Here is a 23,167-nt window from a genome sequence, read left to right on the forward strand (position 1 = left end):
ATCCCATCAAATTTCAATTGCCAAGCTGCCAGCACTTTCATCAAAGCAGAGCCCAAAGAAGCAAAAGAACATCAAAAAAGCCCCCTGCTGGTGGCTTCATACACACAACACCCAACAGCTTTACGGCTTAAGACCGGGTGGACGGCGGCGGCGGGTGGACGAAGGTTTGGACCAGCTATTAACAACATCATCTACCAGTTGGTAAGCTTTATTTTGCCGACCCTCATCTTCTTCAATTTGTTGCTTTTCATTCTGTCGAAGTGTATTGAAGTCAGCCTCAAACTCTTCAGCTTGAGACGGGGCTGCCCATTTGCTCTTTAAGAATGACACTGTGTTGCGAATACTGGAACGGTCCAAAATGACATCCGCCGCCAAATCCCGCAATACTTCATTTTTGTATTCTGCGCGGCTTAGCTTGCTTTTAAGCTCTTCAACCTCCCGCGCCTTTTCCTGCCCGTATTGGATCGCCTCCAACTCGCTGCGCATCCGATGGCGCTCACGCTTTTCTTCTAGCTGATCCTGCTCGATCTGCCTTGACTCAGCTTGCCCTTCGGCAAATTGAATATTTTTTTTCAGCAAATTGGTCGTGTTCAGATCAGTGTCGCGGCTGACCTGCCCTGCAATGTCAATCAGATTCATAAGACCTCCCTGGCATGGATACAGAAATCCAACAAAACATGGATCCGATGATTGTCAAGCTCAATGCAGTCCATGAGAACATCCTTATGGACCCTCAAACACCTCCTGGCGGGCCAGTGGGGCGCAACAAGCAGGCCGTACCGCCATCAAGCACCCATTGCCCCACGGAGTCAAGCTGCATCGGCAGTGGTTCAACCTACCCCATGGCAACGGCGGATTGCTGCACTGAATTCCGTGAAGCCCCAAGGCAATTGTTAATTATAAGTCGGCTGGTAAAATATGCCCCGCACTCAACAACCTTATCAGGAAATTGCATGCACCCATAAATTACAAGGATAAAACATTATGGATTTTTACAGCACAATCTTCGGACTTGCAACACTTTTAGCCTTCACATCCGACAGCAAACTTATAATAATTGAACGAATACTTGAGAAGGTGCGTCAAATCATCAAGCGCAAGTGACAATTGGACATTGCGTAATGTTTTTCTAGTCGAAGCTACGATCCAATATGTTCACGTCTGGTCAAGCCAACCTGGGCGGCGGAAGAAGCGGCCTCGCTCCACGAGCTTATCGAGCCGTGTAATCCTGTCGTGACCGTTGTGCCGGGGGGCGCGGCGTTTGAACTCCGCCAACGCTTCCCGTGCAGCTTCCAAGTCGTCCTGCCCTAAGTGCCACTCGACAATGAACGTAATGAAGGACGTGTTGATGGGCTGGTACGCGTCCATATCCCGCAGCACCTCACCAAAACGTCCGGTCTCGGTCCGGTAGGGGTTGAGGGCGTACTGCATCTTCTGGGCCGTGAGCGCAGCCTGGAAGATCTCTGAAGCTGGCTTCTTGCTGCGCACGATTGGGTAATACGGACGGATGGCGTCTTTTTTGTCGTTCTCTTCCTTGAGAGCCGCGTAGTCCATACCCCGGTGGAAGCTTGTTTGGTTGAGCAGCCGTTTGTTGTAGGTCTCCAACATCTGTTCAAAAATGCTTTGGGCGTTGGCCTCCGACATGCCGACGGCCAACACCACCACGCGGTACTCACCGCCCAGCCGCTCACGCACAAACCATTCCCAGGCAACGCCACCGTTCTTCTGCCAGGCGAACGCCCCACGCCCGTAGCCGGCGTAGAACGGCACGCCCTCCGCGTCCACATGCAGCCATGCGTAGTCCTTGTTGAACTGCGGGCCGGCCATCCACTGCGTTTGCGTCACGCACGCGTCTTGGGAGTAGGACGCAAGCAATGGGACATCCACGCTGATCTTGCTCACGCCGGACATCTTGGCCTGTGCAACCAATTCTTCCACGTCCACGAGCTTGAATGTCACTGATCGTTCCCCATTTCGTACACCTTGAGGATGGTGCCGGTCTTGACATCAACCACGGCAATTTTGATCAAGCGCCCTTCAATGAAGTGCTGCTCGTTCTCGTAATGCGTCGGAAGATCAAAGGTCGGGTATTCCAGCTCGGTGTCCTGCGAAATGAGGGGCGGAACAACTTCATACTGGTAGATCTCCGTAAGGCGGCCTTTATGCGCGCGCGCATCGGCAGGATCCATAGGAAGAATGACCACAATCGACTCTTTGTCCACTGTCAAGCCAGGAACGTCAGACGCGGCATCGGTGAGCGCGTTGCGTGGCAGTGCAACTTGGTAGGTTGTTCGCTCAACCTTTGGGACGCGCGCGGTCACACCATAGGCGTTGGTTCCCATATACGAGCTTTCGCGTCGCCTTGTCTCTTTGCCGTAGATCGGTGCGTAGTAGCCACTGACACGATGCATCTTGGTGTACAGAGCCGTTCCTTCGTACTGGCGTTTTTCAGCGTTGTACTTCCACCTGTCAACCAATGGGTTGATCACCATGCTTCCCGCGCACAGATGTCCCGTGGCAATTGCCGCTGGGAGTGCAGCGACAGCGCTTTTGACACGTGTGGCGTGGTCCGCAGCAGTCTCAAACTCGTCTTTGGCCGGTATCGACTTCAAGGCGTTGTAGACCGCCACCATGTCGTGACCTGCAAAGTTGGTTGGGAGGGTTGCGCCCTCTTCCAGTGTGCACGGAGTGGTGAGCGGCAACGGCGCTGCCGACAGACTGCCACACCCCACAAGCGCGGCGATCGCGAAGATCCTTTTCATGTTGTCCCCTGTATGTACTGCTTGACCGTGAAACGTGGATGATAAACCGACCCTGGCCAGATCTTGCACCAATCGCCCGGTCGTGTCCCCGCCCCCTTTGCCGGATACACCCCAGCCGGCCAGGGAAGTATCCATTAGGGTGTCAAAGGAACGACAGGCTGCGTGTAGCATGGCTTCTGAGCCTCCATTACACACCGACATGAGCCTGATATCGACCGTTTTTATGCTGGCCGTTGCTGGAACCAACCCGCCGCCTGTCACCGTTGAGGCGAAGGCTCTGGTCGTGGCCTACGGACGCGACGCTGACGCTGCCGACAAGCGCTACAAGGGCGTAGGGCTTCGGGTCACTGGGGTGGTTGCCGAGGAACCCGCTTTGTACCGCCGCTCCCCGTTTGTGGCCCTTGAAGGCACGGACCTCACGAACAGGCCCGTGGCTGTGCTGGACCCGGCACGAAAGGATCAGCTTTCCGGTTTGCGCAGTGGGCAGTTGGTGACCCTCGATTGCCTGGGCAACGGGCACGTCTCCGGTACGCCGATGCTGAAAAATTGCACATTGGTTCAGCAACGCCCTTAACCCCGCCGCTTGGGTTCACAGCGCGCACTCACCACCAAACTTAGTAGTTGTTCGCCATGCGCGCGTGGCACAAGTCTCCGGGCCGTTCATCTAACGGCACGCCGAGGCTTGTCATCCGCAAATTTTTTTGCCTATATCTTTCCCCGCCGCTCCGGCAAGAGACTACTGATATGGCCAGAAAGTTCCACGATATCGACGTACGCATGATGCATTCCACAAATCGCATCGTCGAGAACGTCAATGAGGGCGCCAGCCCTGACGCAATTGCGCTGCTGCTTGACGATGAAGAGCTTGATGGGACCTTTGTCAGAAAGCTCGTCAAGTATCACGCAGCCAACAAGAGCAAGTCCGCTTACACCAAGCGGAACTACAAGAACACGAGTCGCATCACCAAGGAAGTTCGGGCGGAGAAGAAAGCCGAACTGGCTGAGGAACTGCCCCCGGTTGACCTGGACACCTTCAACGTTACCTTTAAATAATGAGGTGCAAAAGAATGTGTCACCCACGCCCGCTTATAGCGGGCTTTTTTATGTCTTCTTAATTACTTTGCACTCAGTTTAGCAAATGCAATCAACGCCGTTTCGGTGCCCCGCAATCGGCTGCGGTACTGGCTTCGCACCTGGGCAATTTGCTGCGGCGTGATGTTGGCAGTTGTCTTCTCTATCTTGACATTGATCAGCGCCATTTTTCGCTCAAACTCATCCGCCCCAATGCGGCCATTGATGACTTCAAGATACACCTTGGATCGCTCTTCAAATATTGCACGCAATGCCTCACTGCGCGTTGCCAGCCCTGCCAGCATGACGTTGGACGTGCCAGCAACCTTCAACACCCATTGCATGTCGCTCTTACTTTTCACGGCGGGGATCAACTTCGTATCGACGTGTGTTGACATGCCCAGACCCAGCGACACCAGGACAATTTGCTGATCAAGCGCAGGCAACTCCTTTACCCACGCCGAACTCACCGGCCAGTTCTCAGAGTCCTCGGGTGGAGCGTCGGACGCCACGGCTGTCTGCATGAGCGCAAACATCACGATGAAAACAACCACACAGTTGCGATGAAAGGCACTCAAGAACAATTCCCCTTAATCTCTATCAATTAGGCTTAGAACAGCCACGCTGGACCCAGGTGATAATTCGCGCATCACACAACTCATCCTCCTGCCCTTCAACCATCGTCATACCAGACGGCGGCGAACTCCACATCCGCTTGAGAACATATGCTGGATCAACGCCCATCTCTGACGTGTAGTCGAATATTGCCTGGTATATCGGATGTCCCGCAGGCACGGCCGTTCCGTTTTCATCGGCGACTTGATGAAAGCCCAAGTCTCCGTAGGGTGACCAGTTGACTCGACCCACGCCGCCCATAAAGACCAATGGGCATGCGGAATAGCAGTTGTTCCACAACGATGTATCCAATCCCTTGCTGCGGATGTACCGCCCGGCCGCAATTGCTTCGAGCACATACCCACCTCCGCTCCCCAAAGCAACTTGCTCAACATCTGGGTTGGCCTCAACCGCGTCAACTACTTTTTGTGCGAAGCCTTTTTCGATATCGCCCAAGACTTGCAGAACTCGGCCCTCGGCTTTAATCACATAGAACGACGACTGTCCTACTTGCGCGATTGATGCCTCTCTCGGTATGCCAAATTTACCTACGCAGTCCAAGTTCCATTCGATCACTCGCTCATCGTGAGACTCTCCGATGATGGCGTTTGCCACACTGCTAAAGTTGCTCAACGAGACAGCCATAACGCGCAGCTCCTGGGCGTTCTCAGTCGTGGCAGTGACGTAATCTGGATCGTACGTCATCACGGTTCCAGCAATATATTTATCCTGCTTGAGCAACCGCCCAAGCACATAACATGAATGCTCGGGCATATGGTACTCGTTGTAGTACGTTCCCACATGGTTGTAGTCGTTGATTGCGACTGCGGCCGCCCACAACTTATCTTGCAGCACCTTCTTCTCTTTCATCTGCCGGTACAGATCTTGGACCACTTCGGAGAGGTCGGACACGTCAACAGAAGCTGACGCCTCGGGCGCAGGCTCTTCTGCTGGTTCCTCTTCTACCACAGGGGCAGACTCTGTGACGGCAGGCGGTGGAACGGGAGACGTAGACGGCGGGGCCGACTGATCGCATGCTCCCAAAATTGAAATGCTGACAAGCGCGAAGATCCGTTTCATCGTATTCCTTTTAGTCTAGTGATTCAGCCCCGCACCCCCACTGGATCTCACCTCAATGAGTCGGGAAATAATTGACTTCATAATTGCGGACAGCCAGTTATCTCAGTTCACCGTCATTTCTTTTACCGCCAACACCGAACCATCCCGAAGATCTATCACGCCAACAGCCACAAGTTCGGCCATGACCACAACCTTTTCAACCGCATAACTCACGGGTGAATCAATTGTTGCTGCACGGACATCCGAGCCACGCGCAACATAAGGATCCCTCAGCCGATACTGAAACACGATTGCCGCGTGCGACTTCACATCACGGGCCACATCGGGCGACATGGAAATCGACAGAGCGCGGGATGGAAATGAACCTTTAAAACGGTGGTACGCCAGGGTCTTGTGGAAATCACTCATTTGGTCTGATGTAAAGCCGACCGAAGCGGACTTGCTTATGGAGTTGATACCGTCAACGCTGACACCCAATGCGTTCGTCATGACACGATCGGTCACAACCTGATCCCACTCATCTGATACCACATCCCGCACAGTGACCCGTCCAACGTTGGACCAAAATATCCGCGTTCCGGAGGCGTCCTCGACATTGGCCCACAGAATTTGTGCATCGGCGTCATAGTCGAAGAGCTTCGGGTTCGCAATCGGAGACACACACAACTGACCAGCCTGGAGCGGCTCGGGGAGAGTCTTAAGAAATGCTACGCCGCTCGCAGCATGCTGGGCCGACGTTTGAAATTCGTCTTTGACGGGTGCCAGCGTGAGCACTGATGCGACATCACGAGTTAGATGTATTGCTACCCTCTCCCCCAACGTCAGCACACATGGCGCGGACAATTGGGGCGTGCTCGCCCACAGATTGGCACATACGGCAATTGATGCCATAGCGAACATCCATTTCATTACAGCCCCCTTATTGAAACCCGCCATTGCATCTGTGAGCCGGCCATCCCAAGCCACGCAGGGTGCGGCCCTACCTGACCACCAGTATCTCATCCCAGCGGGTGGTGTAGGCCGCTGATAGATGCTCTTGACGCATGGCCCAAGCTGGGCTGGTGTCCGGCGCAGCGCTTGACGATGCGAATGACATGCTGCCCCGCCCAAATTTGAGATTGGCCGCGTCCAGCACCTTCATCAAGGCCTCGGACTTTGGGTTGCGCACTGGGGCAAACAGGTCCGCTTGCTGGATGTGTTGGGCGCTCAGATCCACCAGCCCCACCCCGGCCTTCTTCCACGCGACATTGGGACGGTACATCGCTGCGGTGGCGGCCTGCACCGCTTCCAAAATTACGCGCGTGTCGGATGCCGGCGCAACCAAACGCACCGTGCGCGAGGGGTGGTACTTCGGTGCGTTCCCAAACGGGTTGGTGTGGAAGAACACCCACACGCCATGGGCACTGAGTTGGCGGGCGCGCAACTTCTCTGCTGCTCGTTGGGCGAAGGTTGCCACCGCTTGGGCCAGGTCGTCGTGCGTGTGGATCTCCGTGCCAAACGAACGCGATACAACGATCTGTTGGCGCTCGGGCTCCGTGTCCTGCAGCTCGGCGCACCGCTCGCCGTTGAGTTCGGTTTGAGTGCGGACCAGCACCACCCCGTAACGGTCTTGGATGGTCCGTGGATCGGCGGCAACAAGATCCGCAGCCGTGTGGATCCCCTCGGCCGTCAGGCGCGCGGCAAACTTCCTCCCAACGCCCCACACATCACCGATGGGGAAGTCGCCCAGGTCTCTGCGCCGAACGTTCCAGACACCCTGCGGCGTGCGCTTGGCTATCTTGTTCGCCATTTTTGCCAGCGTCTTCGTGGGTCCAATCCCCACACAACAGGGCACCCCCACCCATTGCAGGATCCTGGCACGCGCTTCAATGGCAACCCTGCGCCGCTCCTGGGCGCGGATCCCGTCAAAGGACACGAAGCTCTCATCGATCGAGTACACCTCAACCTGTGGAAACAGGTCGGTCAGGATCGTGGCGATGCGTCCGGAGATGTCGCCGTACAGTGCAAAATTGGGTGAGCGAAACGCGATTTGCTTGCGGATGTGCGCGGGGATTTGATGGATGGGTTGCCCCATGGTCACGCCCAGCGCTTTAGCTTCCTCACTGCGGGCAATGGCGCACCCATCGTTGTTGGACATCACAACGACAGGAACGCCGCGCAACTTTGGATCGAACACGCGTTCGACGGAACAGTAAAAGTTGTTCCCATCCACCAAGCCAATCAATGGTTGAGCAACAGACATCACATCCTTCTTTTGCGCTGGGGTGCGTCTTCGCTTGGCACAAGACTTTCGTTCATAAGGGCCTGGGCGATGTTGGCTGCGGTGCGCTCGATAATCATCCGCTCTGCCCTAGATTTTTCTTGGAGAATTTTCCATTTGATTACTTGGTGGCTTTCCAGCGGATTGTCAAAGTGCGGATGCTCAAAATCAATTTCCTGTCCCCACGTCATCAGATCGCACAGTTCGCCTTCGTATAAGCTCAAGATGCAACGATGCAGAAAATACACCACTGAGATAGAGCCTGTTTTGGTGAAGTCGTATCCAAACTCATGCAACATGGCGCTCACATCACGCAGTCCGCAATTGCTTTGGAACTCAGCGACAAGTCGTTCGTAGTCAATGCTGTTCACGTCATGACGGTCAAATATGGCCTTCAACAGTCTGCATTGAAGGTCTGAACGTGATGTTCTACCGCACACATCTGCTATCAGGCCCTCAAGTTTGTCCGGGATCGGCGAACCGCATTCCGCCAAAGCAATTGCGGTTTCAATATCACCATGCTGCATCGCGCGACAGAGCAAAGATGGACTGTCGATCACAGCACCATGTTTTGAGGCGATATAAATCAAAGACCAACGGTCATGCAAAATTGCGCAGTCCAATACCTCGTTGGCCCATTGAGGATGCTGTGACAGCATCGACTCAACATGACCCAGCGTCCCACTTCGGGCAATGTTGTAAACGGCGTTTTCCGTTAGCGCCACCTGTGCGGCTGGCTTAGAAACACCATTACCAAAAACCTGTGATTTGATCCATCCAAACACCCCCATATCGAACCCCCTATTTGCATTGAATACATTCAATCAAACACGGACCCAAACATTGTCAAGCTCAGTCACATCCTTCTTTTGGGCTTAGGGGCGTCTTCGCTTGGCACAAGACCTTCGTTCATAAGGGCCTGGGCGATGTTGGCGGCGGTCCGTTCGGCGATCAACTGTTCGATCTGTTCGGTTGTGTTTACCAGTACGTCCCGCACCAATCGCATTTGCTTAGAGATTGGGCATTGCACGAACACACTTTTCTCGTCGCGCACAACCACAACATGCACGTCCTCCTCAGCAGCCGTGGTGCTGCGGATGTACTCCCGCACCAAAGCAGGTATCGGAGCAACCTTTAAGTCATCCTTGCAATTTGCTGCTGATATTTTTTGTAAATCTAAGCCCACGTTGAACCTCCTATTTGCATTGAATACATTCAAGCAAACACAGAAGCCAACATTGTCAAGCGTGTCGAGTGAACGACCACGTGACCACGCCCCACACATCCAATTCGATTTCGGGCGGGACAATGATGGGTGGGATGTCGTCTGCGGACGAATGCAATTCAAATTGGCCCCGCCGCTGAACCAACTTTTTCACCGTGAACCCGCCTTCCCAGTTCACCATCACGATGTCCCCGCTCCTGGGCGTGCGGGAGCGATCGACAATCAGGGTGTCCCCAGGCTGGATCCCAAAGCCCACCATTGAGGTGCCGGTGTCCGCTTGCGCGAAGAAGGTGGCCACGGGGTTGGAGATGCAGTGCTGGTTGAGGTCCAAGCCGTCGCCGGCACCGTAGAAGTCCTCTGCGGGGCTTGGGAAGCCACAGGTGACGTTAACCGGCAGCAGTGGAGACCGAGCCTCAGAGGGCTGAGGATGGGCTTGGATGGCGTTGGCGAGGGCCATGGGCGTAGCCGGTAGAGACGGGGGGCTATCCTACACCCCCTGTTAGTAGGAATACTAACTCGCTCGGCTGAACGCCTTCACCTCAGTCGGACTGGACACCCGCCTCCCCCGCATTGAACAGATCCACGCTGTAGGGGGTCTGTGCGCACAGTGCGGCAAAGGACTTGACCATGATGTTGCCCAGTGACGGCTGTGACACCGCCCGCTCGTATGCGGCGTAGACGCCCTGGTCGAACTTCAACAGCAGATCCGCATCCCCATTCGCTACGGCTTTGATGGCGCGGCTGTACACCGCTTGATCGAACCACAACGCCTTGGCGTAGGCCACCAGTGTTTCGCGGTTGCGCGTGGCTTGGGCTTCCAGCTGGTAATTCGTACTCATGTAGTCGCTGGCATCTTCAAACGACAACTCGTTGTTCAAGATGCTCGTGACACGCTTTTTGCCTTGATTGAGTTGATCAGTGACTTGCAGCAAAAGCGGCGGATAACGACCACCGGCAGAATCAAATTGCGTTGTGCGCAGCATGTCGTGAAATGCAGCACCCGAGACCCATTCGTCAATCTGAGTCATCAGCTTCTCGTTCGCGCGCATCTCCTGAACTTTTTGTTCCACCACAGTCTGATCGCCGGAAAGCTCGTCAAATGCACTCTGCTTGGCCTGCAATACACACCAAAGCTGGATGATCTCCTCGGCATGGCGTGGACCCTCACGCAGCAAACAACGCCGCCACATCTGCGCACCTTGTTGGTGGAGAAGATCCTGTTCCAAGTCCAGCGTTTGATTCATCATGGAACGACGCTGGATTTCGGCGGTTCGCGCGCGCGACCGCAACAAGAATAGCGACACGTGCGTATCCATATCGGGTGTGTGCGGCACTGCCATCTCCTTTTGAATTATTCAAAGCGTGATCCGACGCATCCATCGTACACGTATGCGGCTTCCGTACACCTGGTCAACCCCAAAAGTCTCAAGCAGCCGGTGCGCCCGTCATTGTTTGGAACGCTCTTGAATCATCCGCACGGTCGTAAGAACCCAAGCGTTCCAGCGAAATCCGAAGCGTGATCCCGCACAACTGCTGAGCAACTTGGCGCATTTCCGCAAAGGACTTAAGCCGGTCCACGTGGTTGCCGTGGAGGATCTGAGAGCGTCCCTTTTCGTAGATGTCATCGACCCACTGTCTCAATGTCTTTGGCTCGGGCCACTTCGTGACAATCGCGTCGCTGTCCAAATCCAGAAGACAGCACACGGTCCGCCGGATGCCGGCCGCTTTGTCGCCATCAGACAGAATGTCAAATGATGTACCGATCTTTGCGACGGCAACAGCATCATCAGGCTCGCGGCAACCTTCGGCAAACCAGTGCAGTGCCATCGACCAACGCGCGCACAGTTGGGGATGGGTGACATCGGGGGCAGTCAAAACGGCCCCAACAACTTGTGAAATGGACGCGCTTAGTTCACTGACGCGCTCCATAACAGCGCCAAATCGAGAGCCCCCAAGCATCGGCCTGAGCCTGGTGTTCCCGGATATATTGAGAAATCCATCCATCTCGCTGAGCGTGCGCGTATCAAGCGGCTGCAACCGGTCTTCCATAAGCCCCTGCGTGACAAACGTATCCGGGGTTTCATGAAGCAGCGAGAGGATGTCCAGACAATTCTTCGCCGCGATGTGGGCGAGCTTTCTTGAGAACTCCTGCTCAAAGCCCTCGATCGTCACTGCAACAACCGCGTTGCATGTGCCTAGCGACTCTTCGACGGCACCGAGCAAAAGACTGGTCCGCGCATCAGTCGGCCTCGCTGCATCCCCCTGCACGGCCTGCTTCCACGAAGGGTCGATCGAGTCATCATCCGGGCCCGAATAGATTTCGACGGTCTTCAACCAGTCGGATACAGACAGCACGCGGACCGGCCCAAGGAAGACAGGCCCTTTCCGCTCAAGTCCGGTGGTCCAAGCCGGGAAGAAGTGTGTGATGGGATCGGCGGCCTCTTTAATCTTTGCTTCCAGCAGCTCAAGCATCACGCGTTTACACGCGCGTATGGCCGCTATGCCCCCACGCTTCAACAACCCTTCCGCGTAAGCCTGGGCCGCAACCGTTCGAAGCTTGCCGATTAACTCATGTTCTTCGATCCGTGAAGCAGTCGCTGGTCTGTTGCTGTGGATGAGCCGTCCAATCCTAGCCAGGCACAGTTGGGCCTGTGAGGAGAAGTAGCACGCACCGCCCGTGACGGCTACAAAAGCAGGGAAGCCATCCTCAGTGCTCCATTTAAAACCCTCAGAGTTCACACGCTCCAAATGAGCGATCAATTGTTCGATCTCAGCGTCCATAAGTTCATCCTCCACCCCGTCTTCTCACTCCGGCAAGCGTGCGTGGTACGGAGCAAGCTTCACGAAACCGTCCTGATCCAATCCCACTATTTTGGACGTGAGCGCGTACTGATTAAAATAGATCTTGACTGGCCGATCCTCGATCGTGGCCCACGGGCGGGCAACACCGTACGCAACCGCGTCTTTTTCACCGTCACTACGGAACTCAAGCCGGTCGTGTCGGTAGCGCAGGCCCAGGACCTCCGCGTCGTCGCTGCTACCACAAGCCATGATCAACTCGCGCTCAGATCCAGCGCTAAGAGACTTGAAGTCGTCCAGAGCGAACGGTGGAAGTTCGTCAAACCACTTGACGCGCCGTTGTTCGCGGCTCAGAAGCACGCGATCGGCAACCGCGTCCAACACCTGCCTCAACGCGGCAATGTCCCTGCCCTGCTGCCCCGATTGCTCACGCAGTTCACGGATCACCCGATCCCTGGACGCCACAACGTTGAACAGGACCAGGAGCAAAAGCACCAGAACCACGAACCCCACGAAACCAGCCATAGAACCCCCTTCCTTGACAGGCCCAGTTTAGCGGCTTCGTGGGCAAGCGCCACGCAACCAAGGGATATGATGGCGGTTGGCACACTGAGCCTTTTGGACAAGGACTGTGGAATGAGCATGGAAGACCTAACGGACCGACAGTTGCTGGAACTCCATTGCACGGTCATGGAAACGCTGCGGGAACGAGGGGTGGTGCGTTCTTCCAACAACCCCGTAGCGGACTACACAGAGACGCTGGTGGCCCGCGCCCTCAACGCCACTCTGGCTGTTGGCTCCCAGGCTGGTTTTGATGCGGTTGGACAAGACGGCACGCGCTATCAAATCAAGGGACGACGACTTACCGCAGCCAACAAAAGCACGCAGTTGAGCGCACTGCGGAACATGGCTTCTAACCCTTTCGATCAACTTGCCGCCGTGGTCTACAACAGCACTCTGAATGTTGAGTACGCCGCACTCATTCCGCTGGAAGTGGTGGTGCAATTTGGTCGCTACCGCACCCACACAAATGCGCACATTCTGAATTTTCGATGCAGCTTATTGGATGAGGACGGCGTTACCGATATAACCAAACTCATCGCTCAAACGGCTGCCGATGAATAGAAATGATCACCAGCCACCCATCCAGTAAAGGTACGCAACGCAAATAGGACTTCGCACAGATCATGAAACACAGATTCACAAAGATCATAGAAAATAAAGCGCGATCGAATCAGCCTGAACTGCACGACTACAGGCCTGTCTACACTATCCACATTACGTACAAAGACAGCAACACCCCGACGCCAGCATATTTCGTCTTCGTGTGTTTTTTAAATGCCGCAACGATGAGCGACGCCGCAGCAGAAGCAAGCGAACGCAACCTATCTGTACTCCAAGTATTGCTGCCCGTGTTCAATGCGATGTACCAAGACACCACATACCGCCCGGCAACCATGGTCAAGGCCATCTTGTACAACATGGAAACGGGGATGGATCTGTATAAGGACTCAATTGAATTTGAGACTGTCCCGAGCGATGCGCGCCGCACTGGCTTCATGGGCGCTTGCTATGGCCGCGAGTACATTCACATCATCTACAAATTGTTGCACACAGAGATCGAACGCATTCCCTCCACAGTCGTGGTGAGAGAGCTTCAAGGGCTAAGTTAGACCCGTATCGAGAGCCATGTTCGATCGGACATCGCGAAGCAGCCCAGGTTGACTGATGACTGGCAACATACCTTCCCCAGAACCCAACGAAGCAAAAAAGCCCTGCAATGCAGGGCTTTTCCCATCGGGTGTACCCGACTACATGCGGCGAACCTGAACCGAACGCTGCACCTCAATTAGCTCCTCTTGACCCACATTGATGTGGTTCTGTATGCGGGCACGTTGGAACTCTTCGTCCAATTGCAAGAAATCCGCAGGGGAATGGAGGGGAATAAAGAGGTCCGTATTTCTCTCAATAGCGTAGTACGGGGCCGGCGTGTTCAAGTGACGCCCACCCAGGTCATTTGGGTCCAAGTATCGGTCGCAGCACACATAGTGGGCATCATCAATCTCGTGAACGAACTGGCTGTCCACCATTTCAAAGATCAACTCGGCGTCACGTGAAGTGACCGGAATGTGCATATGGTCAACCGCGTCACCCAAATCGTACACGCATGAGTCAATGGCTTCCGAAAACGCATCGGAGACACACTCATACATATTGTCGGTTGTCGTGCCTCCGCATTTAAGAGACTCCGGCTCGTCAAAATTCAACCCGCGATGATCAAGTACGGCATCAAACCACGCAATGCATTCGTCGCCGTCTGCATCAATGTATTCAGCCCTGCAAACCACACTCAATTGCTCAATGACCAACTCGTCTTCAATATCCTCATCAAAAGACATCGCCGGGCTGAACGCAATCACGCTCAACAACTCACCTTCACTTTCATCGTAATTGATTTCATCATCGTACATAGAGCCCCCTGTTTGCGTGATATAGATTCACTCAAACAGATATCCGAACATTGTCAAGCCCTCAAATATAAACCCTGCCGAAGCAGGGTTTTTCACGTCTCACATGCGCCGCAGCGGCCTGCCCTCAAGCTCATCCGAAGCAACGTCCAGCTCACGCAACAGAGTATTTTTTTGCGTTTTGGACTCAAACGTTGCCAATCCGTCAATGATGTCCTGCAATTCTGCTCCTTCAACCTTTAGAGGGCCACCGTTGTACCTTTGAAATACCGAAACAATGTTTGCATAGGTCAACGTATTCACCCTCCAACCCTTGACGGGGCGCGCTCCGTGCTCAATGAGAAATGGGATCAATCTAAAGCTGTAGGAGTAGATCGCGATTTCCAGCGGGGTCAAACCACGCCAAAATTCCTCTCGAGCGTCTTCCTCCCGAGCGTTGATATCGGCCCCACATTCAAGCGCGAACAGGATCATCTCTTTACACGCATTGAGAAGCTCTTCTTGACTCCCGCACTCAACAATGTATCTGAGAGTATTTATGACTGCCCCCGGAGCAATCGAGGTTGGGCGTCTGTGAAATGTGTACTGCTTTGCAAGACTTGGATCATCCCCTACCAAAGACTTGAAAGCCTCTGCGTCACCGATGCTAATGGCATGAGAAAGACGATTTCCAGGAGACAATAAAAAATCCAACTCAGGTTCGCAACTTGCACCAGCAGAGTGGGCCGTACCGCACATCAATCTTTTCGCCATAACCAATATTTTTTTCATCATAATATCCACCCCCTTTCTTGTTGTTGTGGCCTCAGCTAAACAGAGATATATACATTGTCAAGATCTTTTCTTGACATCCACTTCCCGAAATCCAGGTGATAGAATGCAATCTTCAATAGTGGAAGCGGGGGCACTATGCATCTGACTGAGGATTTGTCGAGAGTGCGTGCGCGGCACATCCAGCTGGATCGATTGTGTCGATTTCTTTTTCACAGCCGTCACTCAGATGACCGGCCGTACTTTGATGTGCGAGAAGTGTACGACCTGCGTTTAAATGACCGCCCCATGGAACTGTCCAACGACACAAATGGGATCTTCGCCAGTGCCTCCAACTATTACGAAAGCTCGTACACCCTGGCTTTGGGCGGGCACCATGAAGCGATATCTAAACTCGCGAACCCTGCATCGGACGCAGGCAATGAAATTGCGGCATTGGTGTTGCTTAGGCTGAGCGCACGATTCAACTACGCTCTTGCTGTAGCGAGTGCACGCAAAGCGCAAGATGTGGCGCACTTCGCAAATAGCAGAGATCAAAATTACATTTTGTTGCGCGTGGACAGTCACGTGGTCAACTTGTACAACACACTGGAAGACGGCTCCGGTGAGGCTGCAATCCCTTTCTTGGCCTTCTCGATGAACCCCACGTCGATTTTTGAAAGCGACGTTATTACTGGTGAACTCACCACGGACAGCATTGAATTCGTGATGTCGAAAGCCGGCGTGGATGCAACACTTGCGCGCCTGAACGATGTCGTACGTACCATCACAACCACAGTCAACGACAGGCACCGCACGGTTTGGAACGAATTTTTCGCGCTGTACGATGAGAAGAACGGCAAGTCGCTGTTCTTTGAAAGCATGAGCAAACAGATCGGCGGAGGAAAATCGCTGCTTGAACTTTGCTACTAATCAGCAAGCACGCATGTATCCTGGCAACTGTCAGGCTCTCGGAGCAGGAAGCGCGCTGGGGTAGTGCCGCGCGATAACTGCGTTGAGCTTGTCTACCAAATCGGGGCGCTTGAAAATGATGTGTGCGTTGCCGTTTTTGAACAACTTCACGTCAATGTATTCTGCAAAGCGTTCGACGGAGCATTGATCGCGAAAATCCGGATGCGGCTTGCCATCGTATCGATAGAAGGCCCGCAAGAGATCGTGCAGGGCGTGATCTTTCAACACCGTACTCATTCCGTAAGTGTTGTGTGTGGTGATGATCTTCTTGCCCAGGCGTGTGGGCAAATGGGATTTGAAGTCCCAGGATAGCCGACGGTACGCCTCAACAACGCCCTCCTCCATCAACGCCGCGCGTTCGGAAATCAACGTGTCGAACGTTGCAACAACCGTGTCAAGGGAGAATGCTGCTACATCGGAATGCTTTGAGTTGAGTGTGTCGGACCACTGCGCGCGGCGTGTGCTGGACATGCAGTCGTACAGGCCTGTTCCTTTGAGAACATGCCACCACCCAGCGCGTGTCATTGAGCGGTCGAACTCGGCACGAACAGACGCCATCGGCTCTAGCGAACAATAGTCGATCTTCTGCAACGCCGATTGAACTGGCACATGCAATTCCATGGCCTTTGCTTCTTCAACAAAGGACTCAATGGATTGGATCATCTCTTCAAAGCGCTGACGCACCACATCGTGGCGCATAAGAACGGCTTCAATGGATACGGACTTGATCAGTTCAGACATTTTGGACCCCATAAATTGTTCGATCAGCCAATCAAACATGGATCCCAATTTTGTCAAGGCCAAAGAAAAGGGCGCTAAAGAGCGCCCTAATCATTCCAGCATAAGCCAGGATTACTTTGACTCTGCAATGTCACTAACGGTGATCAACACGGGCGTTTGATGCCACCCTGTGTGTGAATGAAACAGAGTTCCGGTCATATTGACCTGTTTGCCCTTGAGACGCTGAAAAACCCGCATCAAGTCATTGTTCAAGTTCAGCTGAATCAAGAGAACGCCACCGACGTACGGCGAATACTCATCTTCCGCCTGCACCGAGATGGGCGTGAACAACTGAATGGCCGGGTACATATACTTTTTACCATCGGCAGTCTCTCCAGGCATGGACACCAACGTACCATACAAGCTGACTTGCTCTGGCTCGTACCGGTACGTCTGCGCGTGGAGGCCCGACACGAACAGCAGCCCGATCAAAAGGAACAGCAACGTGATCTTCTTCATATAAATGCTTATCTCGCGTCATCAATTAAAAGTATGGATGAACGTCAATCGAAGAAGTTATCGAGGTCGGCCGAAACATCGTTTGCATTAGCGACGACCGCATCATATATTCTGACCATCTGCTGGTAGTCCGCATCTGCGTCACTAACACTGAATGGCGTATTCTTCTCGCCGCTAATAAAACGAAAGACCACATAGTCTCTGTCACGCTCTTCGTCGAAATTCCGACGAATGATCAAAGTGCTATTTTTGTGATCACAGACAAATGACTCGTAGTCCCCCTCACTCCATACCAAAGCGCCGTCTTCGGTCTCCTGAAGGAGCTTTTTCATAAACTCTTGAAATACTTTAGGGATCACTGGGCATTCTCCTTTCCGCGTTTTGTATGGCCTTGCATCTCTGCCAAGTGGCCGGATATTGACATCAAAGCTTTTTGTGTCTGAACCGGGCCCTTGCTTTTGTCTGACACGCGTTTCACGTACCGATATGTTTCAAGTATCGACCGATTGGACCTGTGCGGCGATTGTTCATCCAACATCGCATCAGGAAATACTTGACTGTACAGCCGGATAATCTTCACCACATAGCGCGCCGAAATATCCTCATTACGCGAAATCCCATCTAGAGCAGACTCCACTGCGATTTGGCATTCGGTAATTTCACGCGCGGTTATAAGATCCTCGACCACTTGCACAACCTCTGTGACCCTCTGCTCAGCAAGCTCAGCCGCAGTGCGCGTGCGAACAAGCTCAATCAATGCAAAAATCACACCGTACACGGTGAGGAAAGCACTGACAGAGCCGACCGTCTTTGGAAGGCTGCCGAAGAGATCCTTGTCGTAAAAATAGCATGCGATAGCGATGACCAGGATCACCAAAAAACTATAGATGTGGCACGCAAACTTACTTGAAAACCAGTTGCGAACTGACTGTGGCATGCTCATTGTTCAGCCCCAGATGAGGTAAGCCATGCCAACAGTGACGGCACCAATAACGAAGTAGCGCCAGAACGTAGCGCGCTGTGCTTGCCGACCTTCGCTCACAAATTGATTGAAAATCGACACACGATATGAGTGCATCGACTGCGCAATCATCAGGATGGCCGACAGGTACGACTCATCGCTTTCAAAGCTGGATTTGTACTTCATGTCTCTGAGAAGCAAGTTGATAACACCGCCTGAAATCGCCTTGGATTTCGGGTCATTGACTTGCTGCATCGACAACATGGTGAACGCGTGGGCTGCGTCTGCCGCGTCCTTGAACGAATAGTTGAACTCGCCACGGTTGAAGGTGAGCGCAACACCATTCAAACGTCCGGCGAAATACTCGGCAAACTGCTGGTTGTGGGCGCGCACCACCACCTGGCCCGCCGCAAACGCCGCCGCCACTGTCTGAGCGTCGGCACCTGGCTCATTGGCCTTGTCCATCAACGGTTGCAGCCGCACAAGATCCTGCGCAAGCTCCGGTGTCATCTTCATAGCGTCGTCCATGTCCCCTGTTCAGCCAATGATAGCCCAAGCGGTCCAAACGCCCAACCGAGAACCCTGGACATCAAAAAGGGCGCATACCTGCGCCCCTTGATTGATCACCATGGCAATGCCTCGGTTAGTACGTCACTGTGAAGGTTACGGACGCGGTGTAAGTACCTTCCGCCAACGACTTGTAATAGCCGTAGTAGGCGTCGCGCTGACCAAAGTCATAGGACAATGGGATTGCTTGGTGCGCACCGGTTCCCACACCAGCCAACGCCAAGCCGTTGGCGTCCGTACCGAACTTCGGAGCCGAGCGGATATCCAGCCCGCGATACAACGTCACGGGGTACTGGCGCGACGATGTGGCGGACGTAGCCAATACCTGACCGTTGGCATCGGTGGACGCCTCAACGATGTACGGCAAGTCCTCACTGCATAAAACCCCCAGGTTGTCGGACCAACCTTCGCCGGCACTGTCAATTACATCGGTTTGATTGATGCTGTCGGTTACGGTCAGATAGATGTCGCATGTTGCGGCAACAGAGAACGAAAAATTCATGGTGGCGGATTTCGTTGCGGCGAATGAGGAACCCGATGCCAGCAAGGCGACGGCGGCGGTTGATGCAAGAATTAGTGTTTTTTTCATAAGTAAGCACTCCTTAAATTGATGAGATTGTTGTGTTGTAATTAGTACGTCACCGTAAAGGTCACCGCTGCGCTGTAGGTGCCAGGGGCCAGTACCTTATCGAGATAGCCAAAAGACCAACCGAATGGAATTGCTTGATACGCCCCTGTTCCCACGGCGGCGTGCGCCAACCCATTGGCGTCCGTACCAAAATAGTTGCTGCTCGATGGATCCGTTCCACGTGTGAACGTCACTGGGTATTGGCGTGCGGACGTGGCCGATGTCGCAATGACCTGTCCATTGGCGTCGGTGGAAGCTTCAACGATGTACGGAAGATCTTCGCTGCACAACACGCCAAGATTGTCTTCAAAGCGTCCACCTGTGTAATAGCCGCCCACGGCTGCTGTTTCCAATGAATCCTGTTCAAGTGAGATTTCGCATACTGCCGCGACAGAAATTGAGAAGTTCATGGTTGTGGACTTTGATGCGGCAAAAGTTGATCCCGATGCCAGCAAGGCGGCGGCTGTTGCTGCGGTTAATAGTGCTGTTTTCATTTACTCTCCTTTTTTAGTGATTGAAGTGTTTCATCATGGTCAGAAAAACATAAAACATCATATTGTCAATGCCCAAACTAATAGTTCAGATCCAGACGCACAGAACTGCTGTAAACACCAGCGGCTTTGTAGCGAACCGAAGTGGACAACACACTTCGGAATTCAATCGTGACCAGCAGTGGCGCGTCGCCAACATCGATGGACACTTCATCAATCAACGGCTCTCCGGATAGCGCCGCCGACAATGGGATTTCGTGGTTGCTCGCCGATCGCAAGACCATTTGACTTGAGTCAATTTGCAATGTGGCGGCGGTGGGCTCGTCGCATTCGATGAGGTATTGCACGTTCACGCCTCCGTCCTGATCCAAGACCGCAAAGTCTTGGTTGGGGGTGATCGAACAGTCCGCCCAGGCGGTGCCTGAGAACAAAAGCAACGCGATGAGAAGCGCTTTCATAAAACCTCCTTGCATTCCAAAATTGGTTTGTCCAGTTCGCCCGACTGCGGGATGGTGACGGCGCATGTGGAACCGTCTTTTTCAATGGTGAGTACGTCACCAGCGATAGGTGCTTCCAGCACCAATGCCCCTCGCATCCCAACAACGGTTTGCTTGCCCAGCACATTGGCCATATCGATCGGAACCCCGTTGCGAACAACGACGTACTCACGTGTGGTGTTGCTCAGAACATCGAACTGCAGCTTTGTCCCGCCCCCACGCGGAGCAACGGCTTTTTTGCTTAAGCTGTCCAGCTGCACGCCAAACGGCAGACTCAGGGCGTCCACGGTCACTGTCTGGTCGAACAGTGCTGAGACGTTGGGAACCACGGCCACGCCCAGGGCGTTTGTGGTGACACTCTTGCCGGTGAGTTGAACGCGTGTGTTGGGCATGTTGGGAACACGGATGAGTGCGTACGATCCAAACGGACGTGAGGTTGGCAGTACACCGCCCTCACCAATCCACAGCCCGCCGTTGGCTCCAAACACAGTGTTGGTTGTGCTGTTTTGCAGTATCAACGTTGACATCGGCAGATCCCAACGCCCCGCCACATAGTGATTGCCGGCGCTGGCGCTCCCGTTCCATGTCAAACGGCGGTTCTTGAGTGTGGTGGAACCATTGGCTTGACCAAACCATTCGCCATCGTTGAGATTGACGCTGGCCGAGCCGGCTCCAAATTGGTAGCGGAACCCCACGTTCAACGTCGTGTCACGCAGCGATAAGTCGTGCTGAGCAAAAGCGGACAGTTCGGCGCGCGAGTTCATTTTCCAGCGCGACTGTGCCGTAAGCAACTTGGTCGAGCGGTTGGAATAGCGCACATCGCTGTAGTTGAGCGCGGCACTAAAATTATTTTGACGATAAGCAATGCCCAGGGTGGTTTGCGACTCAAGCGCGAAGCGCGACCGTTCGCGGTTGAAGTTCCAATAGTCGTCGGTGACGTGAGTGTGCGAAGCGGACCATGACAAGCCGTTGGTGCGCCGCTCGTAACCGACCGTGGCGGCCATGCCGTCGCCGCTTGTTGCGATGTCGAACGTTGCTGCCCCCCAGCGCCCGAAGGTCCACAGATTGCCCCACATGGCCGACTGACCCTTGGCCGTGCCTTGGAACGCAGCGGTGGTGGTCCAGCGATCGGACATGCCGCGTGCGTACACCGCGTTCCACGCCAGGTCTGCGTAGTCGTTGCCCAAGCCTCCGTTGCGCATCAAACCGGCCGAGGCTTCCCATTCGCTGCGGCCTTTGGCAAGAGCTTTGGGTGTGCTGTAGAACTGACGTGTTGTCCAAAATTCACGGCCCAGTTCGTCGCGAACCACCATGGAGACTGTGCTTAACCCAACCGGGACATTGAGACTTGCGAACTGGTACGGCCCCGGCTGGAATTGCTGTTGGGACGCACGCACGCTGTTAACAAAGACCTCTGCTGTGGAGCGTGTGTCTGCCACGCCGTTGAACGTGGGCACAGGATAAAATGCGTCGTTGCTCAACGATCGATCGGTGCCCACCCGAACACCCAGCATGTTGCGCGAGCCAAGAAGAGCACCGTTGGGTGTGGCGTTGATGACATCGCCGATCTGCACGCGAGTCTGTGAGGCATACAGATCCTTGCTCCACGTCGTTAAAGAGCGCTCGTGGCTGAGCCCATTGCTTTCGTCGTTGAGTTGTCCGGCTCCATAGAATGTCCCGCCCAAAACGTTGGATCTAATGTCGTACGACAACGACTGTGTGAAGCCGTACGTATCGCTGTCCTGCGCGCGGTAGTCGTAACCCAGCATCACCCCTTTGGGCGAAGGGCCAACGTCCGTACGCATGCGGGAAACAGGGTTGTAGTCGCGCGCCGGTAGATACTTTGCGGGCACAAGAATGTCGTAGCTTTGAGTGGCTGCGTCGTAATGAACATCTGCGTTCAAATCGGACGGCGACACCACGTCGCGCTCGGCCAACGATGCGGGCAATTGAATTCCCCATTGCGCCCACCGCTCTCTGGCAATCAGCAACTGCCCATCGTCGCGAACGTGCAGTTCTTCAACGTCGCTTTTGAGCGACCCATTGATGGATACAGCGGCGATGGTTGCGTCTGAGGCCCAAGAGGTTTGTGCAAAGCAGACAGCCATCGCCAAGGCGATGACCGATCTTTTCATTTGATGTCCTGGCGCTGTCCATTCACTTCAACCGACACCACGCCGTGCGGGAAATCGGGAAGTGCAAACGAACGGGTTTCACCGGGCAAGACATAGCCCAACAGGCCACTGCGTGTTGCGGATCCCGATGAAGGGGACACCAACCGTGCCGAGGCGTCACCCGTGTTGGTCACTTCAAAGCGATCGCCAATCCAACGACCTGTGAGGGTGGCCTTGGCCGATGGAGAACGCCAAATCCACGCCAGGTCTTGCTTGACCAATTTAATTAGCCCAACCTCCCCAGGTGTGGGAAGTTCGGCCACGCTCACGCGGAAAAATTCTTCACGTCCAACTTGGTCGGACTTGATGTAACGAATGGATTGGGTGGCGCCCTTTTTCACCGTGACAATCGACGGCGCAAAACGAATTTTCTCCGATGGCCCTCTGCGGGACACACCGCCTTCAACGGTCAGTTCGTCAACAGTGATCTGATACGAACGATCAGGACCGTCATTGGAAATTGTCAGCACACCGCTCTTCTCCCCTGCGGTGTTGACTTTGAAAACCGGGCCAACCGAAGCGGCCGAGGCCACCAAAGGAACCAGCGCCAAAGAAACGGCCAAAACAATGCTTTTAATCATTAAAACCCCCTGTTAATTTAATAAATT

General features: G+C 54.1%; 30 protein-coding genes. 5 read left to right on the plus strand and 25 right to left on the minus strand.

The features are described 5' to 3' along the window. Positions 1–120 precede the first annotated feature (120 nt). From IAE41_RS01825 to IAE41_RS01835, 3 genes are all read right to left on the minus strand, one after another. The gene (locus IAE41_RS01825; protein WP_200731833.1) at positions 121–639 is read right to left on the minus strand and encodes a hypothetical protein; all 519 of its coding nucleotides are present in this window, start codon (positions 637–639) and stop codon (positions 121–123) included. Between the two features lie 516 nt (positions 640–1,155). After that, positions 1,156–1,959: a hypothetical protein gene (locus IAE41_RS01830; RefSeq protein WP_200731834.1), complete on the minus strand. Its 804-nt coding sequence runs from the start codon at positions 1,957–1,959 to the stop codon at positions 1,156–1,158. After that, the gene (locus tag IAE41_RS01835; RefSeq protein ID WP_234458230.1) at positions 1,956–2,762 is read right to left on the minus strand and encodes a hypothetical protein; all 807 of its coding nucleotides are present in this window, start codon (positions 2,760–2,762) and stop codon (positions 1,956–1,958) included. Before IAE41_RS01835 ends, IAE41_RS01830 begins: the two co-directional genes overlap by 4 nt. A gap of 169 nt (positions 2,763–2,931) precedes the next feature. Between IAE41_RS01835 and IAE41_RS01840 the strand changes: the two genes are divergently transcribed. Next, positions 2,932–3,336 carry a hypothetical protein gene (locus IAE41_RS01840; protein WP_200731835.1) on the plus strand — a complete coding sequence of 135 codons (405 nt, stop codon included), beginning with the start codon at positions 2,932–2,934 and terminating at the stop codon, positions 3,334–3,336. Positions 3,337–3,506: 170 nt separating this feature from the next. Further along, the gene (locus IAE41_RS01845) at positions 3,507–3,815 is read left to right on the plus strand and encodes a hypothetical protein (protein ID WP_200731836.1); all 309 of its coding nucleotides are present in this window, start codon (positions 3,507–3,509) and stop codon (positions 3,813–3,815) included. A gap of 62 nt (positions 3,816–3,877) precedes the next feature. Here IAE41_RS01845 and IAE41_RS01850 read toward each other — a convergent pair whose 3' ends face one another. The 10 genes from IAE41_RS01850 to IAE41_RS01895 form a co-directional block, all read right to left on the minus strand. Then, on the minus strand, positions 3,878–4,411 hold the full coding sequence (locus IAE41_RS01850) for a hypothetical protein (protein WP_200731837.1): 534 nt from the start codon (positions 4,409–4,411) through the stop codon (positions 3,878–3,880). A gap of 22 nt (positions 4,412–4,433) precedes the next feature. Further along, on the minus strand, positions 4,434–5,528 hold the full coding sequence (locus IAE41_RS01855) for a hypothetical protein (protein WP_200731838.1): 1,095 nt from the start codon (positions 5,526–5,528) through the stop codon (positions 4,434–4,436). Between the two features lie 102 nt (positions 5,529–5,630). After that, positions 5,631–6,437, minus strand: coding sequence for a hypothetical protein (locus tag IAE41_RS01860; RefSeq protein WP_200731839.1), 807 nt, complete (start codon positions 6,435–6,437; stop codon positions 5,631–5,633). Positions 6,438–6,507: 70 nt separating this feature from the next. Continuing rightward, entirely contained in the window at positions 6,508–7,770 is a 1,263-nt protein-coding gene (locus IAE41_RS01865) for a Y-family DNA polymerase (RefSeq protein WP_200731840.1), read from the minus strand. Next, positions 7,770–8,612: a hypothetical protein gene (locus IAE41_RS01870; protein ID WP_200731841.1), complete on the minus strand. Its 843-nt coding sequence runs from the start codon at positions 8,610–8,612 to the stop codon at positions 7,770–7,772. The genes IAE41_RS01865 and IAE41_RS01870 overlap by 1 nt, the downstream gene beginning before the upstream one ends. A gap of 32 nt (positions 8,613–8,644) precedes the next feature. After that, a complete protein-coding gene (locus IAE41_RS01875) occupies positions 8,645–9,007 on the minus strand; it encodes a hypothetical protein (protein ID WP_200731842.1) in 363 nt (120 codons plus the stop codon). 22 nt (positions 9,008–9,029) lie between these two features. After that, positions 9,030–9,470 carry a translesion error-prone DNA polymerase V autoproteolytic subunit gene (gene umuD / locus IAE41_RS01880; protein ID WP_200731843.1) on the minus strand — a complete coding sequence of 147 codons (441 nt, stop codon included), beginning with the start codon at positions 9,468–9,470 and terminating at the stop codon, positions 9,030–9,032. Positions 9,471–9,552: 82 nt separating this feature from the next. After that, positions 9,553–10,347 (minus strand): hypothetical protein, encoded by a 795-nt coding sequence (locus IAE41_RS01885; RefSeq protein ID WP_200731844.1) that lies wholly within the window; start codon positions 10,345–10,347, stop codon positions 9,553–9,555. Between the two features lie 91 nt (positions 10,348–10,438). After that, entirely contained in the window at positions 10,439–11,794 is a 1,356-nt protein-coding gene (locus IAE41_RS01890; RefSeq protein ID WP_200731845.1) for a hypothetical protein, read from the minus strand. A gap of 24 nt (positions 11,795–11,818) precedes the next feature. Further along, positions 11,819–12,337: a hypothetical protein gene (locus IAE41_RS01895; RefSeq protein ID WP_200731846.1), complete on the minus strand. Its 519-nt coding sequence runs from the start codon at positions 12,335–12,337 to the stop codon at positions 11,819–11,821. 111 nt (positions 12,338–12,448) lie between these two features. Between IAE41_RS01895 and IAE41_RS01900 the strand changes: the two genes are divergently transcribed. Both IAE41_RS01900 and IAE41_RS01905 read left to right on the plus strand, forming a co-directional pair. Then, on the plus strand, positions 12,449–12,937 hold the full coding sequence (locus tag IAE41_RS01900) for a hypothetical protein (RefSeq protein WP_200731847.1): 489 nt from the start codon (positions 12,449–12,451) through the stop codon (positions 12,935–12,937). 62 nt (positions 12,938–12,999) lie between these two features. After that, a complete protein-coding gene (locus IAE41_RS01905) occupies positions 13,000–13,485 on the plus strand; it encodes a hypothetical protein (protein WP_200731848.1) in 486 nt (161 codons plus the stop codon). Between the two features lie 138 nt (positions 13,486–13,623). Here the strand turns inward: IAE41_RS01905 and IAE41_RS01910 are convergent, their stop codons facing one another. Continuing rightward, a complete protein-coding gene (locus tag IAE41_RS01910) occupies positions 13,624–14,283 on the minus strand; it encodes a hypothetical protein (RefSeq protein WP_200731849.1) in 660 nt (219 codons plus the stop codon). 99 nt (positions 14,284–14,382) lie between these two features. Continuing rightward, positions 14,383–15,051: a hypothetical protein gene (locus IAE41_RS01915; RefSeq protein WP_200731850.1), complete on the minus strand. Its 669-nt coding sequence runs from the start codon at positions 15,049–15,051 to the stop codon at positions 14,383–14,385. A 288-nt stretch (positions 15,052–15,339) separates the two neighbouring features. Between IAE41_RS01915 and IAE41_RS01920 the strand changes: the two genes are divergently transcribed. Then, positions 15,340–15,963: a hypothetical protein gene (locus IAE41_RS01920; protein WP_200731851.1), complete on the plus strand. Its 624-nt coding sequence runs from the start codon at positions 15,340–15,342 to the stop codon at positions 15,961–15,963. A gap of 30 nt (positions 15,964–15,993) precedes the next feature. Here IAE41_RS01920 and IAE41_RS01925 read toward each other — a convergent pair whose 3' ends face one another. The 10 genes from IAE41_RS01925 to IAE41_RS01970 form a co-directional block, all read right to left on the minus strand. Beyond that, on the minus strand, positions 15,994–16,782 hold the full coding sequence (locus IAE41_RS01925) for a DUF4942 domain-containing protein (protein WP_200731852.1): 789 nt from the start codon (positions 16,780–16,782) through the stop codon (positions 15,994–15,996). Between the two features lie 72 nt (positions 16,783–16,854). Then, positions 16,855–17,241: a DUF4431 domain-containing protein gene (locus tag IAE41_RS01930; RefSeq protein ID WP_200731853.1), complete on the minus strand. Its 387-nt coding sequence runs from the start codon at positions 17,239–17,241 to the stop codon at positions 16,855–16,857. A gap of 44 nt (positions 17,242–17,285) precedes the next feature. Then, positions 17,286–17,600, minus strand: a complete 315-nt coding sequence (locus IAE41_RS01935; RefSeq protein WP_200731854.1) for a hypothetical protein — start codon at positions 17,598–17,600, stop codon at positions 17,286–17,288. Beyond that, positions 17,597–18,184, minus strand: coding sequence for a hypothetical protein (locus tag IAE41_RS01940; RefSeq protein WP_200731855.1), 588 nt, complete (start codon positions 18,182–18,184; stop codon positions 17,597–17,599). The genes IAE41_RS01935 and IAE41_RS01940 overlap by 4 nt, the downstream gene beginning before the upstream one ends. A 3-nt stretch (positions 18,185–18,187) precedes the next feature. Then, entirely contained in the window at positions 18,188–18,718 is a 531-nt protein-coding gene (locus IAE41_RS01945) for a hypothetical protein (protein WP_200731856.1), read from the minus strand. A 127-nt stretch (positions 18,719–18,845) separates the two neighbouring features. Then, entirely contained in the window at positions 18,846–19,358 is a 513-nt protein-coding gene (locus tag IAE41_RS01950) for a hypothetical protein (protein WP_200731857.1), read from the minus strand. Between the two features lie 41 nt (positions 19,359–19,399). Further along, a complete protein-coding gene (locus IAE41_RS01955; RefSeq protein ID WP_200731858.1) occupies positions 19,400–19,891 on the minus strand; it encodes a hypothetical protein in 492 nt (163 codons plus the stop codon). A 77-nt stretch (positions 19,892–19,968) separates the two neighbouring features. Continuing rightward, the gene (locus IAE41_RS01960) at positions 19,969–20,346 is read right to left on the minus strand and encodes a hypothetical protein (protein WP_200731859.1); all 378 of its coding nucleotides are present in this window, start codon (positions 20,344–20,346) and stop codon (positions 19,969–19,971) included. Continuing rightward, the gene (locus IAE41_RS01965; RefSeq protein ID WP_200731860.1) at positions 20,343–22,520 is read right to left on the minus strand and encodes a fimbria/pilus outer membrane usher protein; all 2,178 of its coding nucleotides are present in this window, start codon (positions 22,518–22,520) and stop codon (positions 20,343–20,345) included. The genes IAE41_RS01960 and IAE41_RS01965 overlap by 4 nt, the downstream gene beginning before the upstream one ends. Beyond that, on the minus strand, positions 22,517–23,140 hold the full coding sequence (locus IAE41_RS01970; RefSeq protein WP_200731861.1) for a fimbria/pilus periplasmic chaperone: 624 nt from the start codon (positions 23,138–23,140) through the stop codon (positions 22,517–22,519). Before IAE41_RS01970 ends, IAE41_RS01965 begins: the two co-directional genes overlap by 4 nt. Between the last annotated feature and the right edge of the window lie 27 nt (positions 23,141–23,167).

The organism is Stenotrophomonas sp. S39, from assembly GCF_016624665.1.
Taxonomy (GTDB): Bacteria; Pseudomonadota; Gammaproteobacteria; order Xanthomonadales; family Xanthomonadaceae; genus Stenotrophomonas.